Below are 25902 nucleotides of genomic sequence, written 5' to 3' on the forward strand. Positions count from 1 at the left end.
ACGCCGGCCACGCGGCGGCCACACATGGAACATGGTCCGGTCAAGGATGTCCAGCGCTGTCAGACAACCGGTCAGTCATCCGGCCGGACGTGCGATCAGCGGTCTGCGCGTGCCCCGCGCAGTTTCATTCTGCACTGCACCACAATCCGCTCCCGTTGAATCCAGCGCGACACGTCCTGCGAAATATGCAGCTATCGGCCTGCACTGCCATGTTTTACGCCCTTGCGTCGCGCTGAATGCAGCAAGCCCGGGAGCGGCACGGATGCGGCCGGCGGTGCGGCGGATGCGTCCGTTTGTTGACAACGCTGTCAACCGTGGCTCCAATCCGGCCGGGTGTGCCGTTGAACCGTGCAAGACGCCGTCAGACCGCCATTACCGATTCCCTGGGGAGGGAGCTTCCAATGAAGACGTACAAGGCCGTACCCCGCAAAGCGATGCTCACGTCCGCGCTGCTCGCGGCCCTGGCCGGCCCGGCCTGGGCGCAGGACCCGCCCGACCGCCAGCGCGCCGCCGCCGATGATGTGGATCCGACCACGCTGGACACCGTGCAGGTCACCGGCATCCGCGGCAGCCTCACCTCGTCGATGAATCTCAAACGTGACAGCCAGGGCGTGGTCGATGGCATCGTCGCAGAGGACATCGGCAAATTCCCCGACACCAACCTGGCCGAATCGCTGCAGCGCATCAGCGGTGTGTCGATCGACCGCACTTCCAGCGGCGAGGGCTCCAAGGTGACCGTGCGCGGCATCGGGCCGGACTTCAATCTGGTGCTGCTCAACGGCCGCCAGATGCCGTCCTCCAACCTCGGCAACGGCGGCGGTGGTCTGTCCGGTTCGCGGTCGTTCGATTTCGCCAACATCGCCTCCGAGTCGATTTCGGCGGTGGAGGTCTACAAGACCACCCGCGCCGACAACCCGACCGGCGGCATCGGTGCCACCATCAACATCAAAACGATGCGCCCGCTCGAATCCGAGCCGGTGATCAGCCTGGGCCTGAAGGCCGTCAACGACAGCTCCAACGACAACCTGCCGCGCACCCTGCAGGGCGCCAACGTGACTGGCGAGCTGTCAGGCATCTTCAGCCAGACATACGCCGACGGGCGTTTCGGCGTGGCGCTGAGCGCCAGCCACCAGGAGCGCGATTCAGGCTTCAACCAGGCCACCGTGGCCGAGGGCTGGGCCACGTTCTACGGCAACGAGAGCACCGACTGGCGCGCATTGCCGCAGCCAGGCCAGGGCTATTCGGACCGCATCCAGAACCGGCCGGGCCCAACCGACGTGTATGCACGCCCGCAGAACACCGCCTACAACGTCAACGGGGTGCAGCGCCAACGCACCAACGGGCAGGCCACCCTGCAGTGGAAACCGGCCGACAACATCATCACCACGCTGGACTACACCCATGTCGAGAACAAGGTGCAGCAGCAGCGCAGCGAGCTGTCGGTGTGGTTCAACTACGGGCCCGGCGACAGTACGTGGACCAATGGCCCGGTGTCGGCACCGATCATCTACAGCGAGGACATGGTCAACTCGGACGTGTCGATGGGCGGTATGAAGCTGGCCACGAAGAACGCGATGGATTCGCTCGGCTTCAACGTTGACTGGGCGGTCAACGACGCGCTGGACCTGTCCTTCGATGTCCACAACTCCACCGCCGAGTCCAAGCCCGACAGCCCCTACGGCTCGGCCGGCGTGCTCGGCGTGGCCGCTTTCGTGCGCGGCAAGACCACGGTGGACTACAGCGGTGATCTGCCGATCATCAACATCGCGCTGCCGCCTGGCGGCGTCCAGGCGTCCGACGCGCTGGTGACCGGCTCGGTGTTCCAGAACAGTTACAACAAGTCCAAGGTGCAGCAGTACCAGGGGCGCGGTACGTTCAGGTTCGCCGACTATTCCGCACTGGACTTCGGCGTGGGCCACACCCGGGTGGAGAACCGCTCGGCCTCGGCGATCATGCAGCGCGACAGCTGGGGTGGTCTGGGCAGCCCGGCCGACTACGACGACAGCATCTGGTACGCCGATGACATGGCCCGGTACTTCAATGCGTTCTCCGGCCACCGCGATCCGCGCCTGACCGGACAGTTCCTGGTGTTCGACTTCGATCGCCTCCGCGAGCGCGCCGGCCAGATCGCGGCCAACGGCGAGCCGCCCTGCCCCACCTGCTACCTGGCGCCCACCGAGTACACCGAAGACATCCGCACCACCGAAACCTCCAGGAGCGCCTACCTGCAGTACCGCACCACCTTCGACGGGTCGATGCCGCTGCATGTGGCGGCCGGCGTACGTTACGAGCAGACCGAGGTGGAGTCGACCGCGCTGGTGCGCGTGCCGACCAGCATCAACTGGGGCTCGGCCAACGAGTTCAATCTGGGCTATGCCGCCGAAGGCACCTTCATCGGCGGCAAGGGCAAGTACGACTACGTGCTGCCCAATGTGGACCTCAAGCTGGACATGAGCGACACGTTGGCGCTGCGCGGCAGCTACAGCCGCAGCATCGGTCGCCCGGGCTGGACCCAGATCGACAGCGGCCGCCGCTTCGACAATATCGTGCGCACCCAGGGTGGCACCGGGTCGCGCGGCAATCCGGGCCTGGAACCGCTGCTGTCGGACAACTTCGACCTGTCGCTGGAGTGGTACTACGGCGAGTCCAGCTACGCCTCGCTCGGTTTCTTCCGCAAGAACATCAAGAACTTCATCAGCAACACCATCGTGCGCGACGACAGCGCGGGGCTGCACACGCCGGTCGGCGGCACCTACTGGAACGAGGCGCTGGCCGCGGGCTGCGGGGTCACCGACATGCCCTGCATCCGCGACTACATCTTCACCCACCACAACGGCGATCCCGGCGTGACCGCCACCGGCACCAACTCGGCCGGCCAGCTCACCGGCACCATCGTCGGCCAGCCCGGCGACCCGGTCGCCGGGTTCGACATCACCCTGCCGGCCAACCAGCGCTCGGACCATCTCGATGGCTGGGAACTGAGCGTGCAGCAGGTGTTCGGGCAGACCGGCTTCGGCCTGGCCGCCAACTACACCAAGGTCAGATCCGGCCTGACCTTCAACAACCTGAGTCTGGGTGACCAGTACCCGATGATCGGCCTGAGCGACTCGGCCAACCTGGTGCTGTTCTACGAGAAGTACAACTGGCAGGTGCGTGCGGCCTACAACTGGCGCGACACGTTCCTCAACGGCATCGGTGGGCAGGGCCCGAACCCGAACTACACCGACGCGTACGGGCAGCTCGACCTCAATATCAGCTACGCGCTCAGTGACCAGCTCACCCTGAGCCTGGAAGCGATCAACCTGACCGACGAAACCATGCGCACGTACTCGCGCCACACCAACATGCTGCGTTACGCCACCCAGACCGGCCCGCGCTACATGTTCGGGGTACGCTACAAGTTCTGACCCCGGACCCCCGCCGCGCATGCCCGTTGCCCACGGCCTGATCGAGGAACTGCACGATGTCGCGCCGGACCAGCTGCCGGCGCGGCTGGCCGGCTGGACCACGCCGAAGGTGCTGCGCGGACTGGTCGCGCACTGGCCGATGGTGGCCGCCGCACGTCAATCGGCAACGGCGGCGGTGGCCTACCTCAAGCGGTTCGACCACGGCCGGCTGGCAGTGACGGCCACCACCGCGGCACCGTCGGAAGGCGGCCGGATCTTCTACAACGCCGACATGAGCGGCTTCAATTTCCGCCGCGAACAGATTCCCCTGCGCGTGGTGCTGGACACCCTGCTCAAGTACCTGCCTGATCCCGCGCCGCCGTCGATCTACGTCGCATCGACCACGCTGGACACCTTCCTGCCCGGCTTTGCCGCCGACAACCCGCTGGCACTGGGCGTGGACGATCCACTGGCCAGCATCTGGATCAGCAACCGCTCGCGCATCGCCGCCCACCAGGACGTGCCCGACAACCTGGCCTGCGTGGCCGCCGGCCGCCGTCGCGTTACTCTGTTCCCGCCTGACCAGGTAGACAATCTCTACATCGGCCCGCTGGATTTCACTCCCGCGGGCCAGGCGGTCAGCCTGGTGGATTTCGCCGCACCGGACCTGGGCCGCTTTCCGCGCTTCGCCGATGCAATGGCGCATGCCCAGGTCGCCGAACTGGCGCCGGGCGATGCGGTGTACATCCCCTCGCTGTGGTGGCACCACATGGAAGGGCTGGACGCGTTCAACGTGCTGGTCAACAGCTGGTGGCGGCCCGTACCGGCGTGGACGGATGCGCCGATGAACGCGCTGATGCTGGCGCTGCTGGCGGTGCGCCCACTGCCACCGGCGCAGCGCGCGCACTGGCGCGCCCTGTTTGACCACTACGTGTTCGATGCCGATGAAGCGACGACCGCCCACATCCCGGCGGCGGTACGCGGTGTGCTCGGCGAGCTCGATCCGGCCACCGCCGAGGCGGTGCGCAACGTGCTGCGTCGTCGTCTGGAGCGCTAGCTGCGCCTCAGGCGTTGCCCGCCACCTGCGTCAGGTCCAGCACCGCTTCACCCACATCGGCGGGGAATCCGTGATAATCCGCGCCGTGATCTGTTTGCCGCCCGGGGGCAGAGCTGCGCTCCTGACCGCTTCATCGTTGCCGTTCCTTCCGTAATCCGGGTAGGTGCAGCACCTGCCGGTTTCCATGTAACGAATGCGCCCGCTGTCCACCCGCCTGAACCTCGGCAAGCTGATCCTCGCCCTGGCCCTGCTCAGTGCGCTGATCGCGCTGGCCAATACCCTGCATGCCAGCTACCGCGTGCAGCGCGACCAGCTGATCGGCAATACCCTGGAGGCCAACCGGGTATATGCCAGCAAGCTGGCGGAAACCACCCAGAACTTCATCCAGTCCGCGCAGCAGCAGTTGGCCTACAGCGCCACCACGCTGGGCCAGCAACCGCACGACCGCAGCGCACTGGAAGCCGAAGCCGCACGGTTGCAGCTGCAGACCAATTCCTTCAACTCGGTGCTGATCGTCGACGCTGCCGGCACCGTGCTGGCCACCTCGCCGCAGAGCCTGGCGCTGCAGGGCGTGCTGCTGCGCAGTCCGGGCAACAAGGAAGCACTGGCGCGGCGCGAGCCCTTCATCAGTGATCCCTACCAGTCCGCCACCGGACGCCTGCTGGTCGCCATTTCCCACCCCATCTTCAACGCGCAGGGACACTACCAGGGCTACGTCAGCGGCACCATCTACCTGCGCCAGCGCAGCATCCTGCAGACTCTGCTGGGCAAGCACTACTACCGCGACGGCTCCTACCTGTATGTGGTCGATCGCAATGGCCGCATCCTGTACCACGTCGAACCCGGCCGGGTCGGCCAGTTCGCGCTGGAGAACCCGGTGGTGCACGCGGTAAGCAAGGGCCACTCGGGCGCGCAGCAGGTGCGCAACAGCCACGGTGTGGCGATGCTGGCCGGTTACGCGCCGGTCCCGGTCGTGGGCTGGGGGGTGGTGGCGCAGCGGCCTGCCGAGGCCACCCTGGCACCGCTGTCGCGCCTGATGACCTCGGTGATCTGGAATGCGATCCCGCTGGGCGTGCTCTCACTGCTGATCACCTGGTGGTTCGCGCGGCGCATTTCGCTGCCGCTGTGGCAGCTCGCGCGCAACGTGCAGAACCGCGACACCGGCATCGCCATCCGCCACGTTACCGGCATCCGCGCCTGGTATTACGAGGTCGCGCAGCTCAAGGCCGCGCTGCTCTCCAGTTTCAACCTGCTGCAGGACCGCATCGGCAAGCTCAGCCGCGCCAGCATGACCGACCCGCTCACCGGCCTGCAGAACCGCCGTGGGCTGCAGCAGGGGCTGGAGGACTGGCAGCTGCGCGGGCAGTCGTTCGCGATCATCGCGATGGACATCGACCGCTTCAAGACGATCAACGACCGGTTCGGGCACGCGGCAGGCGATGCGGTGATCCTGCGCATCGCCCAGCTCATGCGCACCGATTCGCGCGAGACCGACCTGCTGTGCCGCAACGGCGGCGAGGAGTTCCTGATCCTGCTGCCGGGCATCGACACCACTGCCGCCGCGCAGTTCGCCGAGCGCCTGCGTCGGCGGATTGCCGCCGAGGTGTTCGAGCACGTCGGCTCGGTGACCGTCTCGCTCGGGGTGGCCCATTACCCGACCTTCCACGAAGACCCGCTGCAGGCCCTGCGTCTGGCCGACAAGGCGCTGTACATGGCCAAGGAACAGGGCCGCGACCGTACCGTGGTGCACCCCGACGGCCGGGGTGCCTGAGGCTCCGCGGCGGCCTCAGCCGCCGCCCAGCGGCGTACGCAGCACCGGTCCGCGCTGGCCGGCCTGGTACAGGCTGCCATCGGCAGGCAACGCATCCGGGGCGTCGGCGGCCAGCAGCAGCGTGGCCGGATCGGTCCACGTGGGGCGGTGGCGCGGCCCCGGCAGGTAGGGATACCAGCGTGCGAACTGCTCGCCTTCGCCCTTGACGTCGTAACGCACGCCCACCCGCACCAGCCAGTACGGCGCATCCCGGGATTCGCCCTCGGTAGGCACCCGGAACGACCAGGTGCGCGCGGCCACCAGCGCATTGCGCGAGAACTGCTTGCGGTAGGCGGCGAGGCGACGCGGCGAGGCTCGTACGCGCATGTTCACCTGCTCCACGATCGCGTCCTGGACGCGGCCGTCGCGCCCCACCCGCATCAGCACATACGCATCGCCATTGACGCCAAACATGCCGGCGCCGCCGGGATACAGCGGCGGAGCGGCGTTCTGCCACGTCAGCCGGGTCGGGTCGTTGGGGTCGTAGTTCTGGAAACTGGCGCTGCGCAGGGCAATCTGCAGGTTGCCGTCATCCAGCGGCGTGCCGACCACCCGCAGGATCAGCGGTATCCGGATCGCACGGGGCTGGCCCTCCTGCAGATAGGGATCAAACCGCCAGCCGGCGACCGCACGGCGGACGAACCCGGCCACTACCGGCGGCACCTGGCGCTCATCGCCCAGGTGCAGTGCTTCCACCGCGCCGCTGGCGCTGACATCCAACGCGCCGCGCAGCAGCATGCTGACTTCCAGCTGTTCGCCCGCGGGTGGCGTCGACGGCGCGGCGGGTGCGGTACCCGTGCACAGCCCTCCCACCAGCAGTACCAGCCACAGCAGGCGCGGGCAGCGCCCTCCACGATGCGGATTCCACATGCGCGCGACTCCCTGTCCCAGACATGGGCCGAAGCCTACCGCACCGCACACGGATGCGCACTGCGGCCCAGCCGATGCGCGCGACAGCAATCTGCCCCTGCACACCGCCATCCAGGCCGCGTGGCCGGCAGCGCCGCCTTGGCGAACGTCTCGCGCACCTCGCGCATCTCCCGTTCGCCCCCGACCAGCCGCAGATTGACCTGCTCGACCATCGCCTCGCGCACCGTGCCATCCGGCTCAAGCAGCGGGGCGGAGGCAGCGCACCCTGCCCAGCACGGTCGGTGAGACCTTCTTCTCATCGTCGATCCGCAATCCGGCGATACGCCCATCGGCAGCGACATCGACCTCACCGTTGATGCGCATGCCCAGTTCCACCGGCGCGCTTCACTTGGCCGGGACAGCGCACCACGCGGAGGCGGGATAAGAGCCCTGCAACCCGTGCCGGCGTCTGGTGACACCGCCGCTCACGCCAGCCGCAATGCGGCCGCGTAAGGCGGTGTATCCGGATAGTCGTTCTGCGCGAAGCGCTGCTGCAGGCCCTGCCACCACGCCGGATCGAACAGGTGCGCATGGTGTTCGCGCACCGCCGCGAGCTCCGGGGCGGCCAGGCCCATGAACATCCAGAAGCGCTCGGGGAACACATCGTTGGGTGCGATGTGGAACCACGGTTCGTCCGCCATCGCCTCCTCGGCGTTGCGCGGCGCCGGCCAGTGGCGGAAGTGGCAGTCGCTGACCAGGCAGACCTCGTCGTAGTCGTAGAACACCGCGCGGCCATGCCGGGAAACGCCGAAGTTCTTCGGCAGCATGTCGCCGGGGAAGATGTTGTTGCGGGCCATGTCGGTGATGGCCTGCGCGTAGTCCAGTGCGGCGGCGCGACGCGCGTCGGCCGGCTGCTCGCGCAGGTACAGATTGAGCGGGCGGAAGCGCCGTTGTACGTAGCACAGCGCAATCACCAGCGCATCGCCGTCCTCGTGCACGCTGCCTGCGCACTGGGTGAGCAGTTCCTCGCGCAATGCCGGCGAGAACCGCGCGCGCGGGAAGCGCAGATGGCGGTAGGGTTGTGCGTCGAGCAGGCGCCCCACCCGGTCCAAGTTGAATACCAGCGCGTACTTCTCTTCAACCTGGTGCCGGGTAAGTGTTTTGGGCCAGGCAAAGCGGTCGCGGATCAGCTTGAACACCAGCGGATAGCTGGGCAGGGTGAACACCGACATGACCATGCCGGGGGTGCCATCGGCATGTACCAGGTACTCCTCCGGGTGCTCCTGGAAGTGCCGCTGGAAGGTCCGGTAACGCTCGGTCTTGCCCTGCTTGGCGCGGCCAAGCACGGTGTAGATCTCGTCGATGGGTTTGGCCGGCAGCAGGCTGCGCAGGAACACCACCGCATCGCCGACCGTGGCGAGATCGGCCTGGAAGTAGCTGCGCGAGACCCCGAACAGGTGGGCCACATCGCGCCGACGGGTAAGCACCGCTTCGGCACGCAGCCCCTGCCCGTCGTTGACCAGTGCGATCACGCAGGGCGAAAAGCGGTGCTCGCCGAACACACGGCCGACCAGATACGCGCGGCGCTCGCGGTAGAACACGGTGTCGAGCAGCTCGATGCTGCGCACCGGATAGTCACCCCAGTGGGCCAGGTCATCCTGCAGGCGCACCGCGATGGCCGCTGCACAGCGCAGCTGGTGCGCATAGGGCACCTGGAAGGGGTAGTCGCCGAGCACCCGCAGGATCGCCTCGGCCGGACGCGTGGGCGACAGCGTGTAGCTGTGGCGCGCGACCGGATGGGTAATCGCGTCGGACGGCTCCACATCCATCGCCATGAACTCGATCGCCGCGTCCACGCCTTCGGTCGCGAACAGGCGCCGGGCCAGGGTGTTGTAGAAGGTCTTGTACAGCTCGGCGTCGATCAGCCCATCCACCAGCAGCGCATAGGCCTGCCGCACCTCCAGCCACACGGCCCGGGTCCCGACAGCCTCTCCGGCGGCACGTCGCAGTGCAGCCATCGTCTCGGCGATGCAGATGTCGTACAGGCCGATGCGTTCAACAGCGTCCTGGCGTGCGCCGGTCCAGTCGCGCTGCTCGAAGCGGCTGCGCGCGCGCCGGGTGATCGTCGCAAAGCGCGCGTGATAGGCCTCGAAGCCGTCGCGGATGAGGACAGCCAAGGCCGATGCCGGCACGTTCATCGCGACGCGGCAGGGCAAGGACGGACAGCGTTGCGCATGCAGGCACACCCCGGTGGTCTGCCGTCTACCTTACGGCAGGCCTGCGCGGAATGCATGGTGGGCGGCGAAGAAGCACGACACGCGGCGGGTGCGACGCGAAGCGCCGCCGGCCGCTGTACTGCCCCGGCCGGCGGCGGAGGGAACTCAGAGCGCGAGCTGGCTTTCCACGTCCTGTACCTTGCGCCGGGCCAGAGCCAGGTTGGATTTGCCGCGGTCGAGCACCAGGTAGATGAACAACCCCTGCTGCTTCGCGACCGGGCGCAGGATGTGATACGCGCGGCCCAGCGAGATCAGGATGTCCTCGATCGTGTCGTTGAGGTTGAGCGAGGCGGCGGTCTTCATCTTGGCGCGGATCACCTCGGTATTGCCGGCCGCTGCCACCTCCATGTCCACACCGGTGCCGGCCTCGCCCAGCAGCATGCCGCTTTCGTAGTCCACCAGTGCCACCGCCTGCGCGCCATCAAAGGTCATCAGCGCGCTCAAGGTCTGATCGAGTCCTGCCATGTTGCACCCCGTTGGTTGTCGAGCCCCATGTGCCCCTGCGGATCGGCTCGTGATCCGCTGAGTTCGGCCACGATGTTGCGGCCACATTCCTTGGCGCGCCAAAGCACCTTGCCGACCACGCAGCGCTGGTCGCAGGCGGTCATCAGCAACAGGGGCGCCGGTTGGCTGGGCAGCGCCAGCATCAACACCTTGCCGCCCCCCGCTTCAAGCATCAGCACTTCCAGTTCCCCCAGCGCCAGCTCGCGGCCCACCGCACCGGCCAGCGCCAGCATCGCGCTGGTCATGGCGGCCAGCCGTTCGCCGTTGCCGTGGGTGCCGGCGCCCGGAACCACGGCGAAGCCATCCACGCTGGCCAGCACCACACTGCGTACGCCGTCGATATCGTTGCAGAAGGCCTGCAGGTGGCAGCCGAGCGCCTCGCGCTGGCGTGCATCCACGGGGTGGACGTCGCGACCGTCAGGCATGCGCGGCCACCAGTTCGCAGGCTTCCATTTCGCTCATCAGCACATCCATCAGGCGCAGGCCGTCCTCGCGGTCGCGCGCGTCCACCGGCACCACCGGCAGGAGGCGTCCGCCGCGGCCGGCCTGCAGCGCGCAGGTGTCCAGCTCCCACGCCGGGGCCAGATCCAGGCGGGTCAGCCCGACCACTGCCGGGACCTGCGCGGCATGCTGCTGCAGCACGTCAAGATAGGCGCCCAGTGCGGTGGCGGCCGCCGGGTCGGTGGCGTCGAGCAGCAGCACCACGCCGCTGGCACCCTGCAGCAGGATCGGCCACAGGAAGTCGAACCGCTGCTGCCCCGGCGTACCGTACAGACGCAGGCGATCGCCGTTGGGCAGGTCGATGTCCGCATAGTCCATCGCGACCGTGGTGGACGCTTTGTCGGCACCGGCGCGGTCGCTGTTGTGCACGTCGGTGTCCACCACCGCGCCGGCGGCGATGGCGCGCACCAGAGTGGACTTGCCGCTGCCCATCGCCCCGAGCACCACGATCTTGTGTTCGCGCACCGTCAGCCTCCAGCGCGCTGGCGCACGCTGCGCCACATCCGGGCCAGCAGCGAGCCGCCGGGCGTGCCGGGCGCCCGCGTCGCGACGGGCTCGGCGGGGGCTGGCTCCAGCGCGGCATAGCCGCACAGATAGGCCGGGTGCACGAAGGCACGTACTGCCTCGGCCGGCATGTCCAGCAGGTGGCTGCACTCGTCCACGCTGCAGGCGCGCTTGAGCAGCAGCGAGCACAGCCGGAAGCTGTCGTGCTGGTGGCCGAGCACGCGGAAATCGGGCCAGCGCAGCAGCGTGACCCGCGCGTGCCGCTGCAGCCGTGCGTCCAGGTCCTGCCAGTGTGCAGGCTGCTGCCCCCACTGCCACAACAGCGGCCGCAACGGCTGCCGCGGCAGGTCGCCGGCCAACTGCTGGTAGCGCCGGGATGCGATGCCGTGCAGGGCAAGGCGCTCGAAGTTGTCCGACAGCCGCTGCGCCACGCTGGCGCCGCCGTCGGGAAGGACCATCTGATCCTGTTCGAAATCCAGCAGCAGCCAGGGCAGGCCATCGGCCACCAGCACGGCGTGCCCCTGACGGGACTGCAGGCGTTCGCGCAGGGCGCGGGTGATCGCCTTGGCCCCGCGCGCCGCACAGGGTTCATCGATTGGTGCCGGCGCGGCCGGCATGTGCCGCAGCGCGCGCTCGATCGCCTCGTCGTCCAGCACCGCATGATCGTGGCCCTGACCGGGGCGCAGGCGCCCCTGCTGGTCCTCGATCCAGAACTGGATCTGCGGCCGTTCGCGCACCATCCGCAGCGCCGCATTGCGCAGTGCGGGGGTGTCCTTGATCACCAGCAGATCGCACTCGTCAAGATCGCGGCAACTGCGCACGCTCTCACCCGGCAACGCGGCCGCCGAGCGCAGCCGCTGCAGCAGGGCGTGCTCCCCCTGGATATCCGATCCCACTACCAGCACCCGGGCCATCGCCTTCCCCTGCGTTCTGAAGGACCACCACTGCTGCGGATACGACCGTGGCTAGGCTATGCCATCGATATCGGGCCGATCGTGATGGATTGCACAGATTGAGGGGCGAGAGACGCCCTGCCCGTTGCACGGGACGCAGGCAAGTTTCATGCCCTCTTGACGGGATTGGACGCGGGCGCGGGATGAGAACGGCCGCCGACAGAGGTCACATTTCCATCGACACGGGGGTCACCTGTGACAGCGCCTTGCAGGCAGTGGCCTCCACAGAAAAAAACCCGCACCGAGGTGCGGGTTTCCGTTGAAGCGGTGTTGACGCCGAGCGTGGTTTACAGCGCGGCCAACGCGCCGTTGAAGGTGGCGCTCGGGCGCATCGCTTTGCTCGCCTTGGCCACGTCCGGACGGTAGTAGCCGCCGATATCGACCGGCTTGCCCTGCACGGCGATCAGCTCATCGACGATGGTCTGCTCGTTGTCGGCCAGTGCCTTGGCCAGCGGGGCGAAGCGGGCCTTCAGTGCGGCATCGTCGTTCTGCGCGGCCAGGGCCTGGGCCCAGTACAGCGCGATGTAGAAGTGGCTGCCACGGTTGTCGATGCCACCCAGCTTGCGCGACGGCGACTTGTCGTTGTCCAGGAACTGGCCGTTGGCCTGGTCCAAGGTCCTGGCCAGCACGGCAGCACCCGCGTTGTCGTAACGGTTGCCCAGGTGCTCCAGCGACGCGGCCAGGGCCAGGAACTCGCCGAGCGAATCCCAGCGCAGGTAGTCCTCTTCCACGAACTGCTGCACGTGCTTGGGCGCCGAACCGCCGGCACCGGTCTCGAACAGGCCGCCACCGGCCATCAGCGGCACGATGGAGAGCATCTTGGCGCTGGTGCCCAGCTCCATGATCGGGAACAGGTCGGTCAGGTAGTCCCGCAGCACGTTGCCGGTCACCGAGATGGTGTCCTCACCCTTGCGGATGCGGTCCAGCGAGAACGCGGTGGCTTCCACCGGGGCCAGGATGCGGATGTCCAGGCCGGTGGTGTCGTGGTCCTTGAGGTAGGTCTGGACCTTGGCGATCACCTGCGCGTCGTGCGCACGCGCAGCGTCCAGCCAGAACACGGCGGGGGTGCTGCTGAGGCGGGCGCGGTTGACGGCCAGCTTCACCCAGTCCTGGATCGGGGCATCCTTGGTCTGGCACATGCGCCAGATGTCGCCGGTCTGCACGGCATGCTCGAAGATCACCGCGCCGGCATCGTCGGTGACGCGCACCGTGCCGTCGGCCGGGATCTGGAAGGTCTTGTCGTGCGAGCCGTACTCCTCGGCCTTCTGCGCCATCAGACCGACGTTGGGCACCGAGCCCATCGTGGCCGGATCGAACGCACCGTGGGTACGGCAGTCATCGATGACGGCCTGGTACACACCGGCGTAGCAGCGGTCGGGGATGACGGCCTTGGTGTCCTGCAGCTTGCCCTCGGCGTTCCACATGCCGCCCGAGTCGCGGATCATGGCCGGCATCGAGGCGTCCACGATCACGTCGCTGGGCACGTGCAGGTTGGTGATGCCCTTGTCCGAGTTGACCATCGCCAGGCCCGGGCGCTTGCCGTACTCGGCAGCCAGGTCGGCCTTGATCGCCTCCTGGGTGGCTTCCGGCAGCTGCGGCAGGCGTGCGTACAGGTCGCCGATGCCGTTGTTGGGATCGAAGCCGGCCTGCTTGAGCACATCGGCGTGCTTGGCCAGCACGTCCTTGTAGAACTCTTCAACGACCACGCCGAACATGATCGGGTCGGAGACCTTCATCATGGTGGCCTTCAGATGCAGCGAGAACAGCACGCCCTTGGCCTTGGCATCGGCGATCTGGGCCTGCACGAAGGCCGCCAGCGCGCTGCGGCTCATCACGGCGGCATCGACGATCTCACCGGCCTTGACCGCGGTCTTGTCCTTCAGCACCACGGTGGTGCCGTCGGCCTGATGCAGTTCGATCTTCAGGCTGCCAGCCGTGGCCAGCGTGGCCGACTTTTCGCTGCCGTAGAAATCGCCGCCGTCCATGTGCGCCACATGCGACTTGGACTCGGTGGACCACTTGCCCATGCGGTGCGGGTGCTTGCGTGCATAGTTCTTGACCGACAGCGGCGCGCGACGGTCCGAGTTGCCTTCGCGCAGCACCGGGTTCACCGCGCTGCCCTTGACCTTGTCATAGCGCGCCTTGATGTCGCGCGAAACGTCGTCGGTCGGCACGTCGGGGTAGTTCGGCAGCGCATAGCCCTGGTCCTGCAGTTCCTTGATCGCGGCTTTCAGCTGCGGCACCGAGGCGCTGATGTTGGGCAGTTTGATGATGTTGGCATCCGGCGTGGTCGCCAGCTGGCCCAGTTCGGCCAGGTGGTCGGCTTCCTTCTGCGCGTCCTTCAGGTAATCCGGGAACAGCGCCAGGATGCGGCCGGAGAGCGAAATGTCGCGCGTTTCGACGGCGATGCCGGCGGTGGCGGTGTACGCCTCGACGATCGGCAGCAGCGACTGGGTGGCCAGGAACGGGGCTTCATCGGTGAGCGTGTAGAGAATCTTGGGCGTATTCGACATGGGGGACTGATGCTCTCTTGCGGATCTGAGGAGTGATGGCCGTCGGCAATGCCGGGCCGCGTGCAACCGTGTCGCGTGCAGGCCGCGCCGGGCGGGGTCCGCACTTTTCCCGTGGATCGCGCCGCATGGCGCGCGCTGCGGGAAACCTCCGCATTGTCGCGTTTTCAGCCCCCCGGAGCAAAGCGGCGCCATACGCAAACGTACTGGAACAGACGGTATCGATTGCAACCAGTCCGACGCGCGGGGGGCGACCTGCCATAAAAAAGACGCAGCCTCGCGGCTGCGTCCATCGTGAGCCTGTTGCCGGGAGAGAGTCGGCGTGGGCTTACTTGACCTCGAACTCCTGCGGCGTTCCTGCCGCCTTGCCATCTACCATGACTTCCGCACGGTACTTGCCCGCCGGCCAGCCATTGGCATTCGTGAATTTCAGGTTGGAGGTTTCAGCGCCGGTGGTGTTGAGCGTGTGGGTCTGCTCACCGGCCACCTGGCCGTCCTGGTAGGTCAGCTTGGCCGCCAGGGTGACGTTGTTGGCCGTGCCGTCGGTACGCACCGACACCAGGATTTCATCCTTCGGCGCGAACAGTGCCGCCGGGGCAACCGTCTTGTCGGCGGCGGCCGTCTTGCCCACGGTGACGCTGGAGACATTCACCGCCGCTGCGGCCGCCATCGGCTCGGGTGCCGGTGCCGGGGTCGGCGCGGGGGTCATCGCCGCCGGCTGGGCGTTGTTGTCGGCGGTGTCTTCTTTCTTCTTGCAGCCAGCCAGGGCCACAGTGGCCAGGAGACCGGCGAGTACAGCGGTGCTGATGGACGACTTCTTCATGGAATTCCTCCCTTGGAATGGGTAGTGACGGAGCGACTCAGCCTTTGGGCGGCAACTTCAGGACCTGTCCCGGGAAAATCTTGTCCGGGTCGTCCAGCACGTCGCGATTGGCGTCGAAAATCTTCTTCCAGGCGTTGGCATCGCCCAGTTCCTGCTTGGCGATCTTCGACAGCGAGTCGCCCTTCTGCACGGTGTAGCTGCCACCCACCACCTCGGCGGTGGTATCGATCGACGTGGACACGCCGGAGAAATCGGCCTTCTCGACCTTCTCGGCAGTGGTGTCGATGCTGGTTTTGACACCGGAGAAATCGGCTTTCTTATCGGTACTCATCCACACACTCCCGTCTTCATTGACGACATGGAACGCACGGTGTCACAGCCCTTGTTAATGGCGCATGGCGTGGATGTGAAGACGGGGCCGGACCCCGGCGTGCCGACCCACGGTCGGCACGCACCGGGCAGGGCGGCCGCAGCCGCCAGCCTGGTTACTGGCGCAGGTCGCGCACGGTGCGCGCGGGCTGCGCGATGCCCGGGCTGGCGCGCCACGGGTTGATGTCCAGCCCGCCGCGACGGGTGTAGCGGGCCTCCACCTCGAGCCACTCGGGCCGGCAGCGCTGGCTGATCTCGCTGAAGATGCGCTCCACGCACTGCTCGTGGAACTCGGCATGCTCCCGGTAGCTGACCAGGTATCTGAGCAGACCGTCGCGGTCGATCTTCGGACCGTGGTAACGGATGCTCACGCTGGCCCAGTCCGGCTGGCCGGTGACCGGGCAGTTGGATTTGAGCAGGGCCGAGCCCAGGGTTTCGGTGACCACCGCGTCCGCATCGGCGGACAGGTACTCCGGGGCCGGCGGACCATAGCGGTCAATCGCGACATCACGTTCGTCCAGCGACTCGCCCTCGCCCTCCTCCACCAGCGGCGGCACGCCGAACTGCACGGTCACCCCCGCGCCGGCGCAGGCCGACAGATCGGTGACCATGCGCTGCCGCGCGGCCTCGTCGTCGTCGAAGCGGGTGCTGTTGAGCGAATTGAGGTACAGCTTGAACGACTTGGATTCGATCAGGTTCGGCGAGGTGCACGGAACGCCGATGGTGGCCACCGCGATCCGCGGCTTGCCGCGCCGGTCCAGCCAGCTCAGCTCATAGGCCTGCCAGCGGTCATGGCCGACGAACGGCAGCGCCGCCTCGTCCAGGCCGATCTCCTCGCGCGCGCCACGGCGCGGAATGGGAAACAGCAGCGCGGGATCGTACTGCGACGGGTAAGCAACCTCACGACCGAGGCTGGAGTCCTGGGGGGTATTCATCCGGCCATTTTACGCCGGCGGGCGTCGCTCGTCCCCGTTCCGCAGGGCTGGGGAACCGGGCGGGGTGGGCAGAACGGCCGGACGCCACGGAGGGCGTCCGGCATCCGGCAGAGCCCGGCCTCAGCCCGCCGGGGCCTTCGCCCCGTTGAGGTAGTCCAGGCTGACCTGCAGCAGCGCGCGCAGGCCCACGTCCAGCGCCTTCTCGTCGAGCAGGAATTTCGGCGAGTGGTTGGCCGGCGCGGTGGCCGGATCGATCCCCTCGCCGGTGGCGCCAACGAAGAAGAACAGGCCCGGTACCTCCTTGGCATACAGCGAGAAGTCCTCCGCGCCCATCTGCAGCGGCGGCTCGTAGACATTCGCTTCGCCCACCACCGCCTGCAGGCTGGGCAGCATGCGCGCGGTCAGCGCCGGATCGTTGACCGTGGCCGGGTTGCCTTCCGACTCGTAGATCTCGGTCTGCGCCTTGGCCCCGTGCGCGGCGGCGGTGTGTTCGGCCACGTTGCGCAGGTCCGCGAAGATCTGCTGGCGCATGCCCTCGTCAAAGGTGCGGATGGTGCCCACCATCTCCACCTCGTCGGGAATGATGTTGTAGCGGATGCCGCCCTTGATCGCGCCGAAGGTCAGCACCGCCGGCTGCTTGGACAGGTTGGCGCGTCGGCTGACGATGGTCTGCGCGGTGCCGACCAGGTCGGCGGTGGCCACGATCGGATCGACCCCATTCCACGGCGCCGAACCGTGCGTCTGGCGGCCGATCACCTTGATCCCGAAACGGTCCGACGCCGCCATCAACGGTCCCCCACGTACCGCGATCTGGCCGGCAGGCACGCTGGAAAACACATGCAGCCCGAACACCGCCTCCGGCTTGAAGTCCGCGAACAGGCCTTCCTTGAGCATCAGCGCGGCACCGCCCTCCTCCGGCGGCGGCGCGCCTTCTTCGGCAGGCTGGAAGATCAGCATCACTTCACCGGGCAGGTTCTCGCGCATCTTCACCAGCGCGTCGGCCACACCGAGCAGCGTGGCGGTGTGGGCGTCGTGGCCGCAGGCATGCATCACCCCCACCGTCTCGCCGCGGTAGGTGCTGGTGGCCTTGGAGGCGAACGGCAAGCCGGTCTGCTCGGTCACCGGCAGCGCATCCATGTCCGCGCGCAGTGCGATCCGCGGGCCGGGCTTGGCGCCCTTGATGATCGCCACCACCCCGTGGTGGGCGATCCCGGTTTTCGGCTTCAGGCCCATCGCGCGCAGCTGCTCGGCCACCTTGGCGGCGGTGCGCTCCTCGCGGTTGGACAGCTCCGGGTGCTGGTGGAAGTCGCGCCGCCAGTCGATCACCCTGGCGTTCAGGCGGGTCGCCGCGGCGGTCACTTCCGGGCGTTCGGCGGGCGTGGCGGCGGCCAGCGCGGGGCAGGCCAGCAGCAGGGCGGACAACAGCAGCGACAGACGGGGCATTGCGGATCTCCACGAGGGGCAAGGGACGAACGAACCTGAATGTAGGCCATCAGCGGGCCCGGCGCTGTAACTTTCTGCCCCCGCAGGCGTTGATTCACGGAACCCGGTCGGTCACGTCCGGTCTGATCGCCCGTCCCATCCGTCATGGATGAAAGCGCGCAGGCGACGGGTATGCTTTGCGCCTAGCCAACCGGGCCCCCCGCCCTCCGCCAGCCTCAGGAGTTTTGAATGTCGCGTTTCTGGAAGATCGTGCTGCTGGTGGTCGCAGTGCTGGTGGTGGCCTTCATCGGCATGCGCATGCTCGGCGGCGGCAAACCCAAGGGCGAGGCGGGCAAGCCCGCCGCCGCCGCCGGACGGGGCGGCGGGGAAGAGCGCAATGCCGGGCCGGTGCCGGTGACCGTGGTCGAGGCGGCCCGCCAGGACGTGCCGGTCTATGCCAGCGCGCTGGGCACGGTGGCCGCGATGAACACCGTGACCGTCAGCCCGCAGGTCGGCGGCCAGCTGATCAGCCTGAACTTCAAGGAAGGCCAGGAAGTGAAGAAGGGCGACCTGCTGGCGCAGATCGATCCGCGCACCCTGCAGGCCAGTTACGACGAGGCCGCCGCGGCCAAGCGCCAGAACCAGGCGCAGCTGGCCACCGCACGCTCGAACTTCCAGCGCTCCAACTCGCCCGAGTACCGCCAGTACGTGGCCAAAACCGACCTGGACACCCAGCGCAACCAGGTGGCGCAGTATGAAAGTGCGGTGGCCGCCAACGAAGCCAGCATGCGCGCGGCCCAGGTGCAGCTGCAGTACACCCGCGTCACCGCCCCGATTTCCGGTATCGCCGGTATCCGCGCGGTGGATGCCGGCAACGTGGTCAGCGCCGGCACCGCGCTGGTCACCCTGACCCAGATCCACCCGATCCACGTGGTGTTCAACCTGCCCGAGCGCCAGCTGCCCGACGTGCGCCAGGCCCAGCAGGCCGGCCCGGTGACGATCGCCGCACTGGACCGCAACGATTCGCATGTACTCACCGATGGCGGCAGGCTGGACGTGGTCGACAACCAGATCAGCAGCGACAGCGGCACCTTCCGCGCCCGCGCCGTGTTCGACAACGCCGACAACCTGCTGTGGCCAGGCCAGTTCGTCAACGTGCGGATGCAGCTGCGCACCATTGCCGGTGGCGTGGTGATCCCCACCCAGGCGGTGATGCGCGGCCCGGACGGCGAGTACGTCTATATCGTCAAGCCGGACAACACCGTGGCCATGCAGACGGTCAAGAGCGGCGTGGAAGTGGGCGACAGCAACGTGCAGATCACCGAAGGCCTCAAGGGCGGCGAGCGCGTGGTCAGCGAAGGCCAGTTCCGGCTCAAGCCTGGCAGCAAGGTCACCGCACTCAAGCCGGGCGAAACCCCGGCCCCGCCGACCGACGCCGAACTCAAGGCTGCCGCCCAGCAGCAGGGCGGCGGTGGCCGCCGCAGTGGCGGCCCGCGCTGATCGCGGCCGTCTCCCGTTCCTGACGCCGGCCGCTTGGCCGGCGTTCGCCCGCTTCAACGCCGCATGACGTAACAGCAAGGATCTGCCCGTGGGCTTTTCGACGATCTTCATCCGCCGCCCGATCGCCACCTCGCTGCTGATGGCGGGCCTGCTGCTGCTCGGCATCCTCGGCTACCGCCAGTTGCCGGTGTCGGCGCTGCCGGAGATCGACGCGCCCAGCCTGGTGGTCACCACCCAGTACCCGGGTGCCAACGCGACCACGATGGCCTCCCTGGTCACCACCCCGCTGGAGCGCCAGTTCGGGCAGATTTCCGGGCTGGAGATCATGACCTCCGACTCCTCGGCCGGCCTGTCCACGATCATCCTGCAGTTCTCGATGGACCGCGACATCGACATCGCCGCACAGGACGTGCAGGCCGCGATCCGCCAGGCCACCCTGCCCTCCTCGCTGCCCTACCAGCCGGTCTACAACCGGGTGAACCCGGCCGACGCGGCCATCGTCACCCTCAAGCTCACCTCCGACACGCGCCCGCTGCGCGAGGTCAACAACTACGCCGACTCGATCCTGGCCCAGCGCCTGTCACAGGTGCAGGGTGTGGGCCTGGTCTCCATCGCCGGCAACGTGCGCCCGGCCGTGCGCATCCAGGTCAACCCGGCGCAGCTGTCCAACATGGGCCTGACCCTGGAAGAGCTGCGCAGCGCGCTGACCCAGGCCAACGTCAATGCGCCCAAGGGCTCGCTCAACGGCAAGACCCAGTCCTACTCGATCGGCACCAATGACCAGCTGACCAGCGCCGCCGAGTACCGCGACACCATCATCAGCTACAGGAACGGCCGCCCGGTCCGCCTCTCGGACGTCGCCAACGTGGTCGACGGGGTGGAAAACGACCAGCTCGCCGCCTGGGCCGATGGCAAGCCGGCGGTGCTGCTGGAAGTGCGCCGCCAGCCGGGCGCCAACATCGTGCAGACCGTGGAGCGCATCCGCAGCCTGCTGCCGCAGCTGCAGAACGTGCTGCCGGCCGACGTGCACCTGGAGATCTTCTCCGACCGTACCGAAACCATCCGCGCCTCGGTGCACGAAGTGCAGTTCACCCTGATCCTGACCATCGGTCTGGTGGTGGCGGTGATCTTCGTGTTCCTGCGCCGCCTGTGGGCGACCATCATTCCCTCGGTGGCCGTACCGCTGTCGCTGGCCGGCACCTTCGGGGTCATGGCCTTTGCCGGGATGTCGCTGGACAACCTGTCGCTGATGGCGCTGGTGGTGGCCACCGGCTTCGTGGTCGACGATGCGATCGTGATGATCGAGAACATCGTGCGCTACATCGAACAGGGCAAGAGCGGCCCGGAAGCGGCCGAGATCGGCGCGCGCCAGATCGGCTTCACGGTGCTGTCGCTGACCATCTCGCTGGTGGCGGTATTCCTGCCGCTGCTGCTGATGCCCGGCGTCACCGGCCGCCTGTTCCATGAGTTCGCCTGGGTGCTGAGCATCGCAGTGGTGCTGTCGATGCTGATCTCGCTGACGCTCACCCCGATGATGTGCGCCTACCTGCTCAAGCCTGACGCCCTGCCCGAAGGCGAGGACGCGCACGAGCGCGCCGCGGCGGCTGGCAAGGAGAACCTGTGGACGCGCACCGTGGGGGCGTACGAGCGCAGCCTGGACTGGGTGCTGGACCACCAGCGCATGACGCTTGCCGTGGCCGCCGGCGCGCTGGTGCTGACCGTGGTGCTGTACATCGTCATCCCCAAGGGCCTGCTGCCAGAACAGGACACCGGCCTGATCACCGGCGTGGTCCAGGCCGACCAGAACATCGCCTTCCCGCAGATGGAAGAGCGCACCAAGGCCGTGGCCGAAGCGCTGCGCAAGGACCCGGCGGTGACCGGCGTGTCGGCCTTCATCGGCGCCGGCAGCATGAATCCCACCCTCAACCAGGGCCAGCTGTCGATCGTGCTCAAGGCCCGCGGCGACCGCGACGGGCTCGATGAGATCCTGCCGCGCCTGCAGGACGCCGTGGCCGGCATTCCCGGCGTGGCGCTGTACCTCAAGCCGGTGCAGGATGTGACCCTGGATACGCGCGTGGCGGCTACCGAGTACCAGTACTCGCTGTCGGACGTGGACGGCGCCCAGGTCGCGCTGCAGGCCACGCGCCTGACCGAAGCGCTGCGCCAGCGCCCGGAACTGGCCGACGTGGACAACAACCTGTCCAACCAGGGCCGCGCACTGGAGCTGACCATCGACCGCGACAAGGCCAGCGTGCTCGGCGTACCGATGCAGACCATCGACGACACCCTGTACGACGCCTTCGGCCAGCGCCAGATCTCCACCATCTTCACCGAGCTCAACCAGTACCGGGTCGTGCTGGAAGTGGCGCCGGAGTTCCGCACCAGCACCGCGCTGATGAACCAGCTGGCGGTGGCCTCCAATGGCGCCGGTGCGCTGACCGGCAGCAACGCCACCAACTTCGGCCAGGTCTCCTCGTCCAACTCCTCCACCGCCACCGGCATCGGCGCGCAGAACACCGGCATTACGGTCGGCGCCGGCAACATCATCCCGCTCGCCGCGCTGGCCGAAGGCCGCATCACCAGCACCCCGCTGGTGGTCAGCCACCAGCAGCAGCTGCCGGCGGTGACCGTCTCGTTCAACATCGCGCCGGGCTATTCGCTGTCCGATGCGGTCAAGGCGATCGAAGAGACCAGGGACAGCCTGGACATGCCCTCGCAGGTGCATGCCCAGTTCATCGGCAAGGCCGCCGAGTTCACCGGCAGCCAGACCGACGTGATCTGGCTGCTGCTGGCCTCGCTGGTGCTGATCTACATCGTGCTGGGCGTGCTGTACGAAAGCTACATCCACCCCATCACCATCATCTCGACCCTGCCGCCGGCCGGCGTCGGCGCGCTGCTGGCGCTGATGGTGTGTGGCCTGAGCCTGTCGGTGGATGGCATCGTCGGCATCGTGCTGCTGATCGGCATCGTCAAGAAGAACGGCATCATGATGGTGGACTTCGCCATCGAGGCCCGCCGTGCCGGGGCCAACGCCCACGACGCGATCCGCCGCGCCTGCCTGCTGCGCTTCCGCCCGATCATGATGACCACCGCCGCCGCCATGCTCGGCGCGCTGCCGCTGGCGCTGGGCACCGGCATCGGCTCGGAGCTGCGCCGCCCGCTGGGCATCGCCATCGTCGGTGGCCTGCTGCTGTCCCAGCTGGTCACGCTGTACACCACGCCGGTGATCTACCTGTACATGGAACGCTTCTCCGAATGGCTGCGCGAGCGCCGCGAACAGCGCGCGCTGCGCCACGCCAGCGCCCGGGACCGCGCATGAGCCGCCTGCCGTCCGACGCTCTGGAGGGGCGCGCATGAACATCTCCGGGCCGTTCATCCGTCGCCCGATCGGCACCGCGCTGCTGGCCATCGGCCTGTTCGTGGTCGGGTTGTTCTGCTACCTGAAGCTGGGCGTGTCGGCGCTGCCGAACATCCAGATTCCGGTGATCTTCGTCCACGCCAGCCAGTCCGGCGCGGACGCGACCACGATGGCCTCGACGGTCACCGCGCCGCTGGAGCGGCACCTCGGCCAGCTGCCGGGCGTGGACCAGATGCGCTCATCGAGTTCGGAAGGCAGCTCGCTGGTCTTCATGATCTTCCAGAGTGGCGTGGACATCGACTCGGCGGCACTGGACGTGCAGACCGCCATCAACTCGGCCCAGTCCGACCTGCCCTCCGGGTTGGGTTCGCCGATGTTCCAGAAGGCCAACCCGAACGACGATCCGGTGATCGCCATCGCGCTGACCTCGCAGACCCAGTCGGCCGACGAGCTGTATAACGTGGCCGATACGCTGCTGGCCCAGCGGCTGCGTCAGATCGGCGGGGTGTCCTCGGTCGACATCGCCGGTGCCTCCACCCCGGCGGTGCGCGTGGACGTCAACCTGCGCCTGCTCAACGCACTCAACCTGACCCCGGACGACCTGCGCAACGCCGTGCGCGCGGCCAATGTGACCTCCCCGACCGGCTTCCTCACCGACGGCAACACCACCACCGCGATCATCGCCAACGACTCGGTGGCGCGTGCCGCCGACTTTGCCAACCTGGTCATCAAGACCCAGGACGATGGCCGCGTGATCCGGCTCAAGGACGTGGCCAACGTCTACGATGGCCAGCAGGATGCCTACCAGGCCGCCTGGTTCGACCACAAACCGGCGGTGGTGATGTACGTGTTCACCCGTGCCGGCGCCAACATCGTGGAGACGGTGGACCGGGTCAAGGCGCAGATCCCGATGCTGCGCGACTACCTGCAGCCGGGCACCACGATGACCCCGTACTTCGACCGGACGCCGACCATCCGGTCGTCGCTGCATGAAGTGCAGATCACCCTGCTGATCAGCCTGGCGATGGTGATCCTGACGATGGCGCTGTTCCTGCGCCGGCTGGCACCGACCCTGATCGCCGCGGTGACCGTGCCGCTGTCGCTGGCCGGTGCGGCGCTGGTGATGTACGTGTTCGGCTTCACCCTGAACAACCTCAGCCTGCTGGCGCTGGTGATCGCGATCGGCTTTGTGGTCGACGATGCGATCGTGGTGATCGAGAACGTCATGCGCCATCTCGACGAGGGCATGCCCCGCATGCAGGCGGCGTTGACCGGCGCGCACGAGATCGGCTTCACCATCGTCTCCATCACCGCCTCGCTGGTCGCGGTGTTCATCCCGCTGCTGTTCGCCAGCGGCATGGTCGGGGCGTTCTTCCGCGAATTCACCATCACCCTGGTGGCGGCGATCGTGGTCTCGATGATCGTCTCGCTGACCCTCACCCCCGCGCTGTGCAGCCGCTTCCTGAGCGCGCACGCCGCGCCGGAGACGCCGTCGCGGGTCGGCCGCTTCCTGGATGGCATGCACGACCGCATGCTGCGCCTCTACACCGTCTGCCTGGACTTCTCGCTGCGGCACGCGCTGCTGCTGGCGCTGACCCCGATCCTGCTGATCGTGGCCACCGTCATGCTTGGCGGCGCGGTCAAGAAGGGCTCGTTCCCGGCGCAGGACACCGGCCTGATCTGGGGCCGCGCCAACTCCAGCGCCACGGTTTCCTTCGAGGACATGGTCAACCGCCAGCGCCGCATCACCGACATGCTGATGGCCGATCCGGCAGTGAAGACCGTCGGCGTGCGCCTGGGCAGCGGCCGCCAGGGCTCCAGCGCGCAGTTCAACATCGAACTGAAAACGCGCAAGGAAGGCCGCAAGGAAACCACGGCCGTGGCACTGGCGCGGTTGAGCGCCAAGGCCGACCGCTATCCGGACCTGCAGCTGCGCCTGCGCGCCATCCAGGACCTGCCCAGCGACGGCGGCGGCGGCAACAGCCAGGGCGCGCAGTACCGCGTGTCCCTGCAGGGCAACGACCTGGCCCAGCTGCAGGAATGGCTGCCCAAGGTGCAGGCCGCGCTGAAGAAGAACCCCAAGCTGCGCGACGTTGGAACCGATGTGGATACGGCTGGCCTGCGCCAGAACATCCAGATCGACCGCGCCAAGGCCGCGCGCCTGGGCGTGTCGGTGGGCGCGATCGATGGCGCGTTGTACGGCGCGTTCGGCCAGCGCCAGATCTCGACCATCTACTCGGACATCAACCAGTACAGCGTGGTGGTCAACGCGCTGCCCGAGCAGACGGCCACCCCGCGGGCTCTGGACGAAATCCACGTGCGCGCCGGCAATGGCGAGATGATTCCGCTGACCGCAGTGGCGCACCAGGTCCCGGGGCTGGCACCGCCGCAGATCACCCACCAGAACCAGTACACCACGATGGACCTGAGCTACAACCTCGCACCGGGCGTCAGCACCGGCGAGGGCGAGGCGATCGTCAAGGCCACCGTGGACGGGCTGCGCCTGCCCGGCGACATCCGCATCAGCGACGGGGGCGGCTTCAACGTGCAGCTCAACCCCAACTCGATGCTGATCCTCGTGCTGGCCGCGATCATCACCGTGTATCTGGTGCTGGGCATGCTGTACGAAAGCCTGGTGCATCCGGTGACGATCCTGTCCACCCTGCCGGCGGCGGGCGTGGGTGCGCTGCTGGCGCTGTTTGTGACCAACACCGAGCTGTCGGTGATCTCGATGATCGCGCTGGTGCTGTTGATCGGCATCGTCAAGAAAAACGCGATCATGATGATCGACTTCGCCGTGGTGGCCCAGCGCGAACGCGGGATGAGCCCGCGCGATGCGGTGCGCGAGGCCAGCATCGTGCGCTTCCGGCCGATCATGATGACCACGATGGTGGCCATCCTGGCCGCCGTACCGCTGGCGATCGGGCTGGGCGAAGGTTCCGAACTGCGACGCCCGCTGGGCATCGCCATGATCGGCGGCCTGTTGTTCTCGCAGAGCCTGACCCTGCTCAGCACGCCGGCGCTGTACGTGATCTTCTCGTGCCTGCGCGAGCGCTGGGTCGCGCGCCGCGAACGCCGCCGCGAGAAGAAGCTGCTCAAGCGGGCCAGACCCGCCTGACCCGCTGCCGGCCTCGGGCCGGCAGCG

Annotated in this window: 17 protein-coding genes and 1 pseudogene; 6 read left to right on the forward strand and 12 right to left on the reverse strand. The window is 67.7% G+C overall.

Translation table 11 applies throughout. The features are described from left to right. Positions 1-401: 401 nt before the first annotated feature. The 3 genes from GDJ08_RS13085 to GDJ08_RS13095 all read left to right on the forward strand — a co-directional run bounded on the left by GDJ08_RS13085 (position 402) and on the right by GDJ08_RS13095 (position 6214). Positions 402-3407: a TonB-dependent receptor gene (locus GDJ08_RS13085; protein WP_153165037.1), complete on the forward strand. Its 3006-nt coding sequence runs from the start codon at positions 402-404 to the stop codon at positions 3405-3407. A gap of 19 nt (positions 3408-3426) precedes the next feature. Then, on the forward strand, positions 3427-4443 hold the full coding sequence (locus tag GDJ08_RS13090) for a cupin-like domain-containing protein (RefSeq protein WP_153165038.1): 1017 nt from the start codon (positions 3427-3429) through the stop codon (positions 4441-4443). Between the two features lie 193 nt (positions 4444-4636). After that, a complete protein-coding gene (locus GDJ08_RS13095) occupies positions 4637-6214 on the forward strand; it encodes a sensor domain-containing diguanylate cyclase (protein WP_153165039.1) in 1578 nt (525 codons plus the stop codon). Between the two features lie 15 nt (positions 6215-6229). On the opposite strand, the gene GDJ08_RS13100 is transcribed toward GDJ08_RS13095, so the two are convergent. From GDJ08_RS13100 to GDJ08_RS13150, 12 genes and pseudogenes are all read right to left on the reverse strand, one after another. After that, entirely contained in the window at positions 6230-7123 is an 894-nt protein-coding gene (locus tag GDJ08_RS13100; protein WP_017354582.1) for an energy transducer TonB, read from the reverse strand. Between the two features lie 237 nt (positions 7124-7360). Next, on the reverse strand, positions 7361-7486 hold the full coding sequence (locus GDJ08_RS20335) for a hypothetical protein (RefSeq protein WP_267873512.1): 126 nt from the start codon (positions 7484-7486) through the stop codon (positions 7361-7363). Between the two features lie 101 nt (positions 7487-7587). Then, positions 7588-9300 carry a bifunctional isocitrate dehydrogenase kinase/phosphatase gene (gene aceK, locus GDJ08_RS13105; protein ID WP_153165040.1) on the reverse strand — a complete coding sequence of 571 codons (1713 nt, stop codon included), beginning with the start codon at positions 9298-9300 and terminating at the stop codon, positions 7588-7590. Between the two features lie 183 nt (positions 9301-9483). Further along, on the reverse strand, positions 9484-9843 hold the full coding sequence (locus GDJ08_RS13110) for a hypothetical protein (RefSeq protein WP_153165041.1): 360 nt from the start codon (positions 9841-9843) through the stop codon (positions 9484-9486). Positions 9844-9893: 50 nt separating this feature from the next. Beyond that, positions 9894-10307 (reverse strand): annotated as a pseudogene (locus GDJ08_RS13115) (roadblock/LC7 domain-containing protein); the annotation flags it as partial. Next, complete coding sequence (locus tag GDJ08_RS13120) at positions 10300-10848, reverse strand: GTP-binding protein (protein ID WP_026070530.1); 549 nt, start codon at positions 10846-10848, stop codon at positions 10300-10302. The pseudogene GDJ08_RS13115 and the gene GDJ08_RS13120, both read right to left, overlap by 8 nt. Before the next feature lie 2 nt (positions 10849-10850). After that, on the reverse strand, positions 10851-11801 hold the full coding sequence (locus GDJ08_RS13125; RefSeq protein WP_017354576.1) for a hypothetical protein: 951 nt from the start codon (positions 11799-11801) through the stop codon (positions 10851-10853). 326 nt (positions 11802-12127) lie between these two features. Next, the gene (locus GDJ08_RS13130; RefSeq protein ID WP_017354575.1) at positions 12128-14353 is read right to left on the reverse strand and encodes an NADP-dependent isocitrate dehydrogenase; all 2226 of its coding nucleotides are present in this window, start codon (positions 14351-14353) and stop codon (positions 12128-12130) included. A gap of 325 nt (positions 14354-14678) precedes the next feature. After that, complete coding sequence (locus GDJ08_RS13135; protein ID WP_017354573.1) at positions 14679-15173, reverse strand: hypothetical protein; 495 nt, start codon at positions 15171-15173, stop codon at positions 14679-14681. 37 nt (positions 15174-15210) lie between these two features. After that, complete coding sequence (locus GDJ08_RS13140) at positions 15211-15504, reverse strand: LysM peptidoglycan-binding domain-containing protein (protein WP_017354572.1); 294 nt, start codon at positions 15502-15504, stop codon at positions 15211-15213. Positions 15505-15658: 154 nt separating this feature from the next. Beyond that, positions 15659-16477, reverse strand: coding sequence for an NADPH-dependent 7-cyano-7-deazaguanine reductase QueF (gene queF / locus GDJ08_RS13145; protein ID WP_017354571.1), 819 nt, complete (start codon positions 16475-16477; stop codon positions 15659-15661). A gap of 120 nt (positions 16478-16597) precedes the next feature. Next, complete coding sequence (locus tag GDJ08_RS13150; RefSeq protein ID WP_017354570.1) at positions 16598-17920, reverse strand: M20 family metallopeptidase; 1323 nt, start codon at positions 17918-17920, stop codon at positions 16598-16600. 228 nt (positions 17921-18148) lie between these two features. Here GDJ08_RS13150 and GDJ08_RS13155 point away from each other — a divergent pair, with 228 nt between their 5' ends. From GDJ08_RS13155 to GDJ08_RS13165, 3 genes are all read left to right on the forward strand, one after another. Continuing rightward, entirely contained in the window at positions 18149-19399 is a 1251-nt protein-coding gene (locus GDJ08_RS13155) for an efflux RND transporter periplasmic adaptor subunit (RefSeq protein ID WP_153165042.1), read from the forward strand. 88 nt (positions 19400-19487) lie between these two features. Continuing rightward, a complete protein-coding gene (locus GDJ08_RS13160) occupies positions 19488-22718 on the forward strand; it encodes an efflux RND transporter permease subunit (RefSeq protein ID WP_136004595.1) in 3231 nt (1076 codons plus the stop codon). Positions 22719-22752: 34 nt separating this feature from the next. Further along, complete coding sequence (locus tag GDJ08_RS13165; RefSeq protein ID WP_017354567.1) at positions 22753-25875, forward strand: efflux RND transporter permease subunit; 3123 nt, start codon at positions 22753-22755, stop codon at positions 25873-25875. Positions 25876-25902: the final 27 nt, after the last annotated feature.

Source organism: Stenotrophomonas nematodicola (assembly GCF_009467805.1).
Taxonomy (GTDB): domain Bacteria; phylum Pseudomonadota; class Gammaproteobacteria; order Xanthomonadales; family Xanthomonadaceae; genus Stenotrophomonas; species Stenotrophomonas nematodicola.

Excerpts from the sequence above, each read along its gene's own strand:
- GDJ08_RS13165 (WP_017354567.1), top strand. The coding sequence starts at position 22,753 with ATGAACATCTCCGGGCCGTTCATCCGTCGCCCGATCGGCACCGCGCTG.
- GDJ08_RS13125 (WP_017354576.1), bottom strand. The coding sequence starts at position 11,801 with ATGGCCCGGGTGCTGGTAGTGGGATCGGATATCCAGGGGGAGCACGCC.
- GDJ08_RS13110 (WP_153165041.1), bottom strand. The coding sequence starts at position 9,843 with ATGGCAGGACTCGATCAGACCTTGAGCGCGCTGATGACCTTTGATGGC.
- GDJ08_RS13135 (WP_017354573.1), bottom strand. The coding sequence starts at position 15,173 with ATGAAGAAGTCGTCCATCAGCACCGCTGTACTCGCCGGTCTCCTGGCC.
- GDJ08_RS13140 (WP_017354572.1), bottom strand. The coding sequence starts at position 15,504 with ATGAGTACCGATAAGAAAGCCGATTTCTCCGGTGTCAAAACCAGCATC.
- GDJ08_RS13090 (WP_153165038.1), top strand. The coding sequence starts at position 3,427 with ATGCCCGTTGCCCACGGCCTGATCGAGGAACTGCACGATGTCGCGCCG.
- GDJ08_RS13085 (WP_153165037.1), top strand. The coding sequence starts at position 402 with ATGAAGACGTACAAGGCCGTACCCCGCAAAGCGATGCTCACGTCCGCG.
- queF (WP_017354571.1), bottom strand. The coding sequence starts at position 16,477 with ATGAATACCCCCCAGGACTCCAGCCTCGGTCGTGAGGTTGCTTACCCG.
- GDJ08_RS13150 (WP_017354570.1), bottom strand. The coding sequence starts at position 17,920 with ATGCCCCGTCTGTCGCTGCTGTTGTCCGCCCTGCTGCTGGCCTGCCCC.
- aceK (WP_153165040.1), bottom strand. The coding sequence starts at position 9,300 with ATGAACGTGCCGGCATCGGCCTTGGCTGTCCTCATCCGCGACGGCTTC.
- GDJ08_RS20335 (WP_267873512.1), bottom strand. The coding sequence starts at position 7,486 with ATGCGCATCAACGGTGAGGTCGATGTCGCTGCCGATGGGCGTATCGCC.
- GDJ08_RS13155 (WP_153165042.1), top strand. The coding sequence starts at position 18,149 with ATGTCGCGTTTCTGGAAGATCGTGCTGCTGGTGGTCGCAGTGCTGGTG.
- GDJ08_RS13130 (WP_017354575.1), bottom strand. The coding sequence starts at position 14,353 with ATGTCGAATACGCCCAAGATTCTCTACACGCTCACCGATGAAGCCCCG.
- GDJ08_RS13100 (WP_017354582.1), bottom strand. The coding sequence starts at position 7,123 with ATGTGGAATCCGCATCGTGGAGGGCGCTGCCCGCGCCTGCTGTGGCTG.
- GDJ08_RS13095 (WP_153165039.1), top strand. The coding sequence starts at position 4,637 with ATGCGCCCGCTGTCCACCCGCCTGAACCTCGGCAAGCTGATCCTCGCC.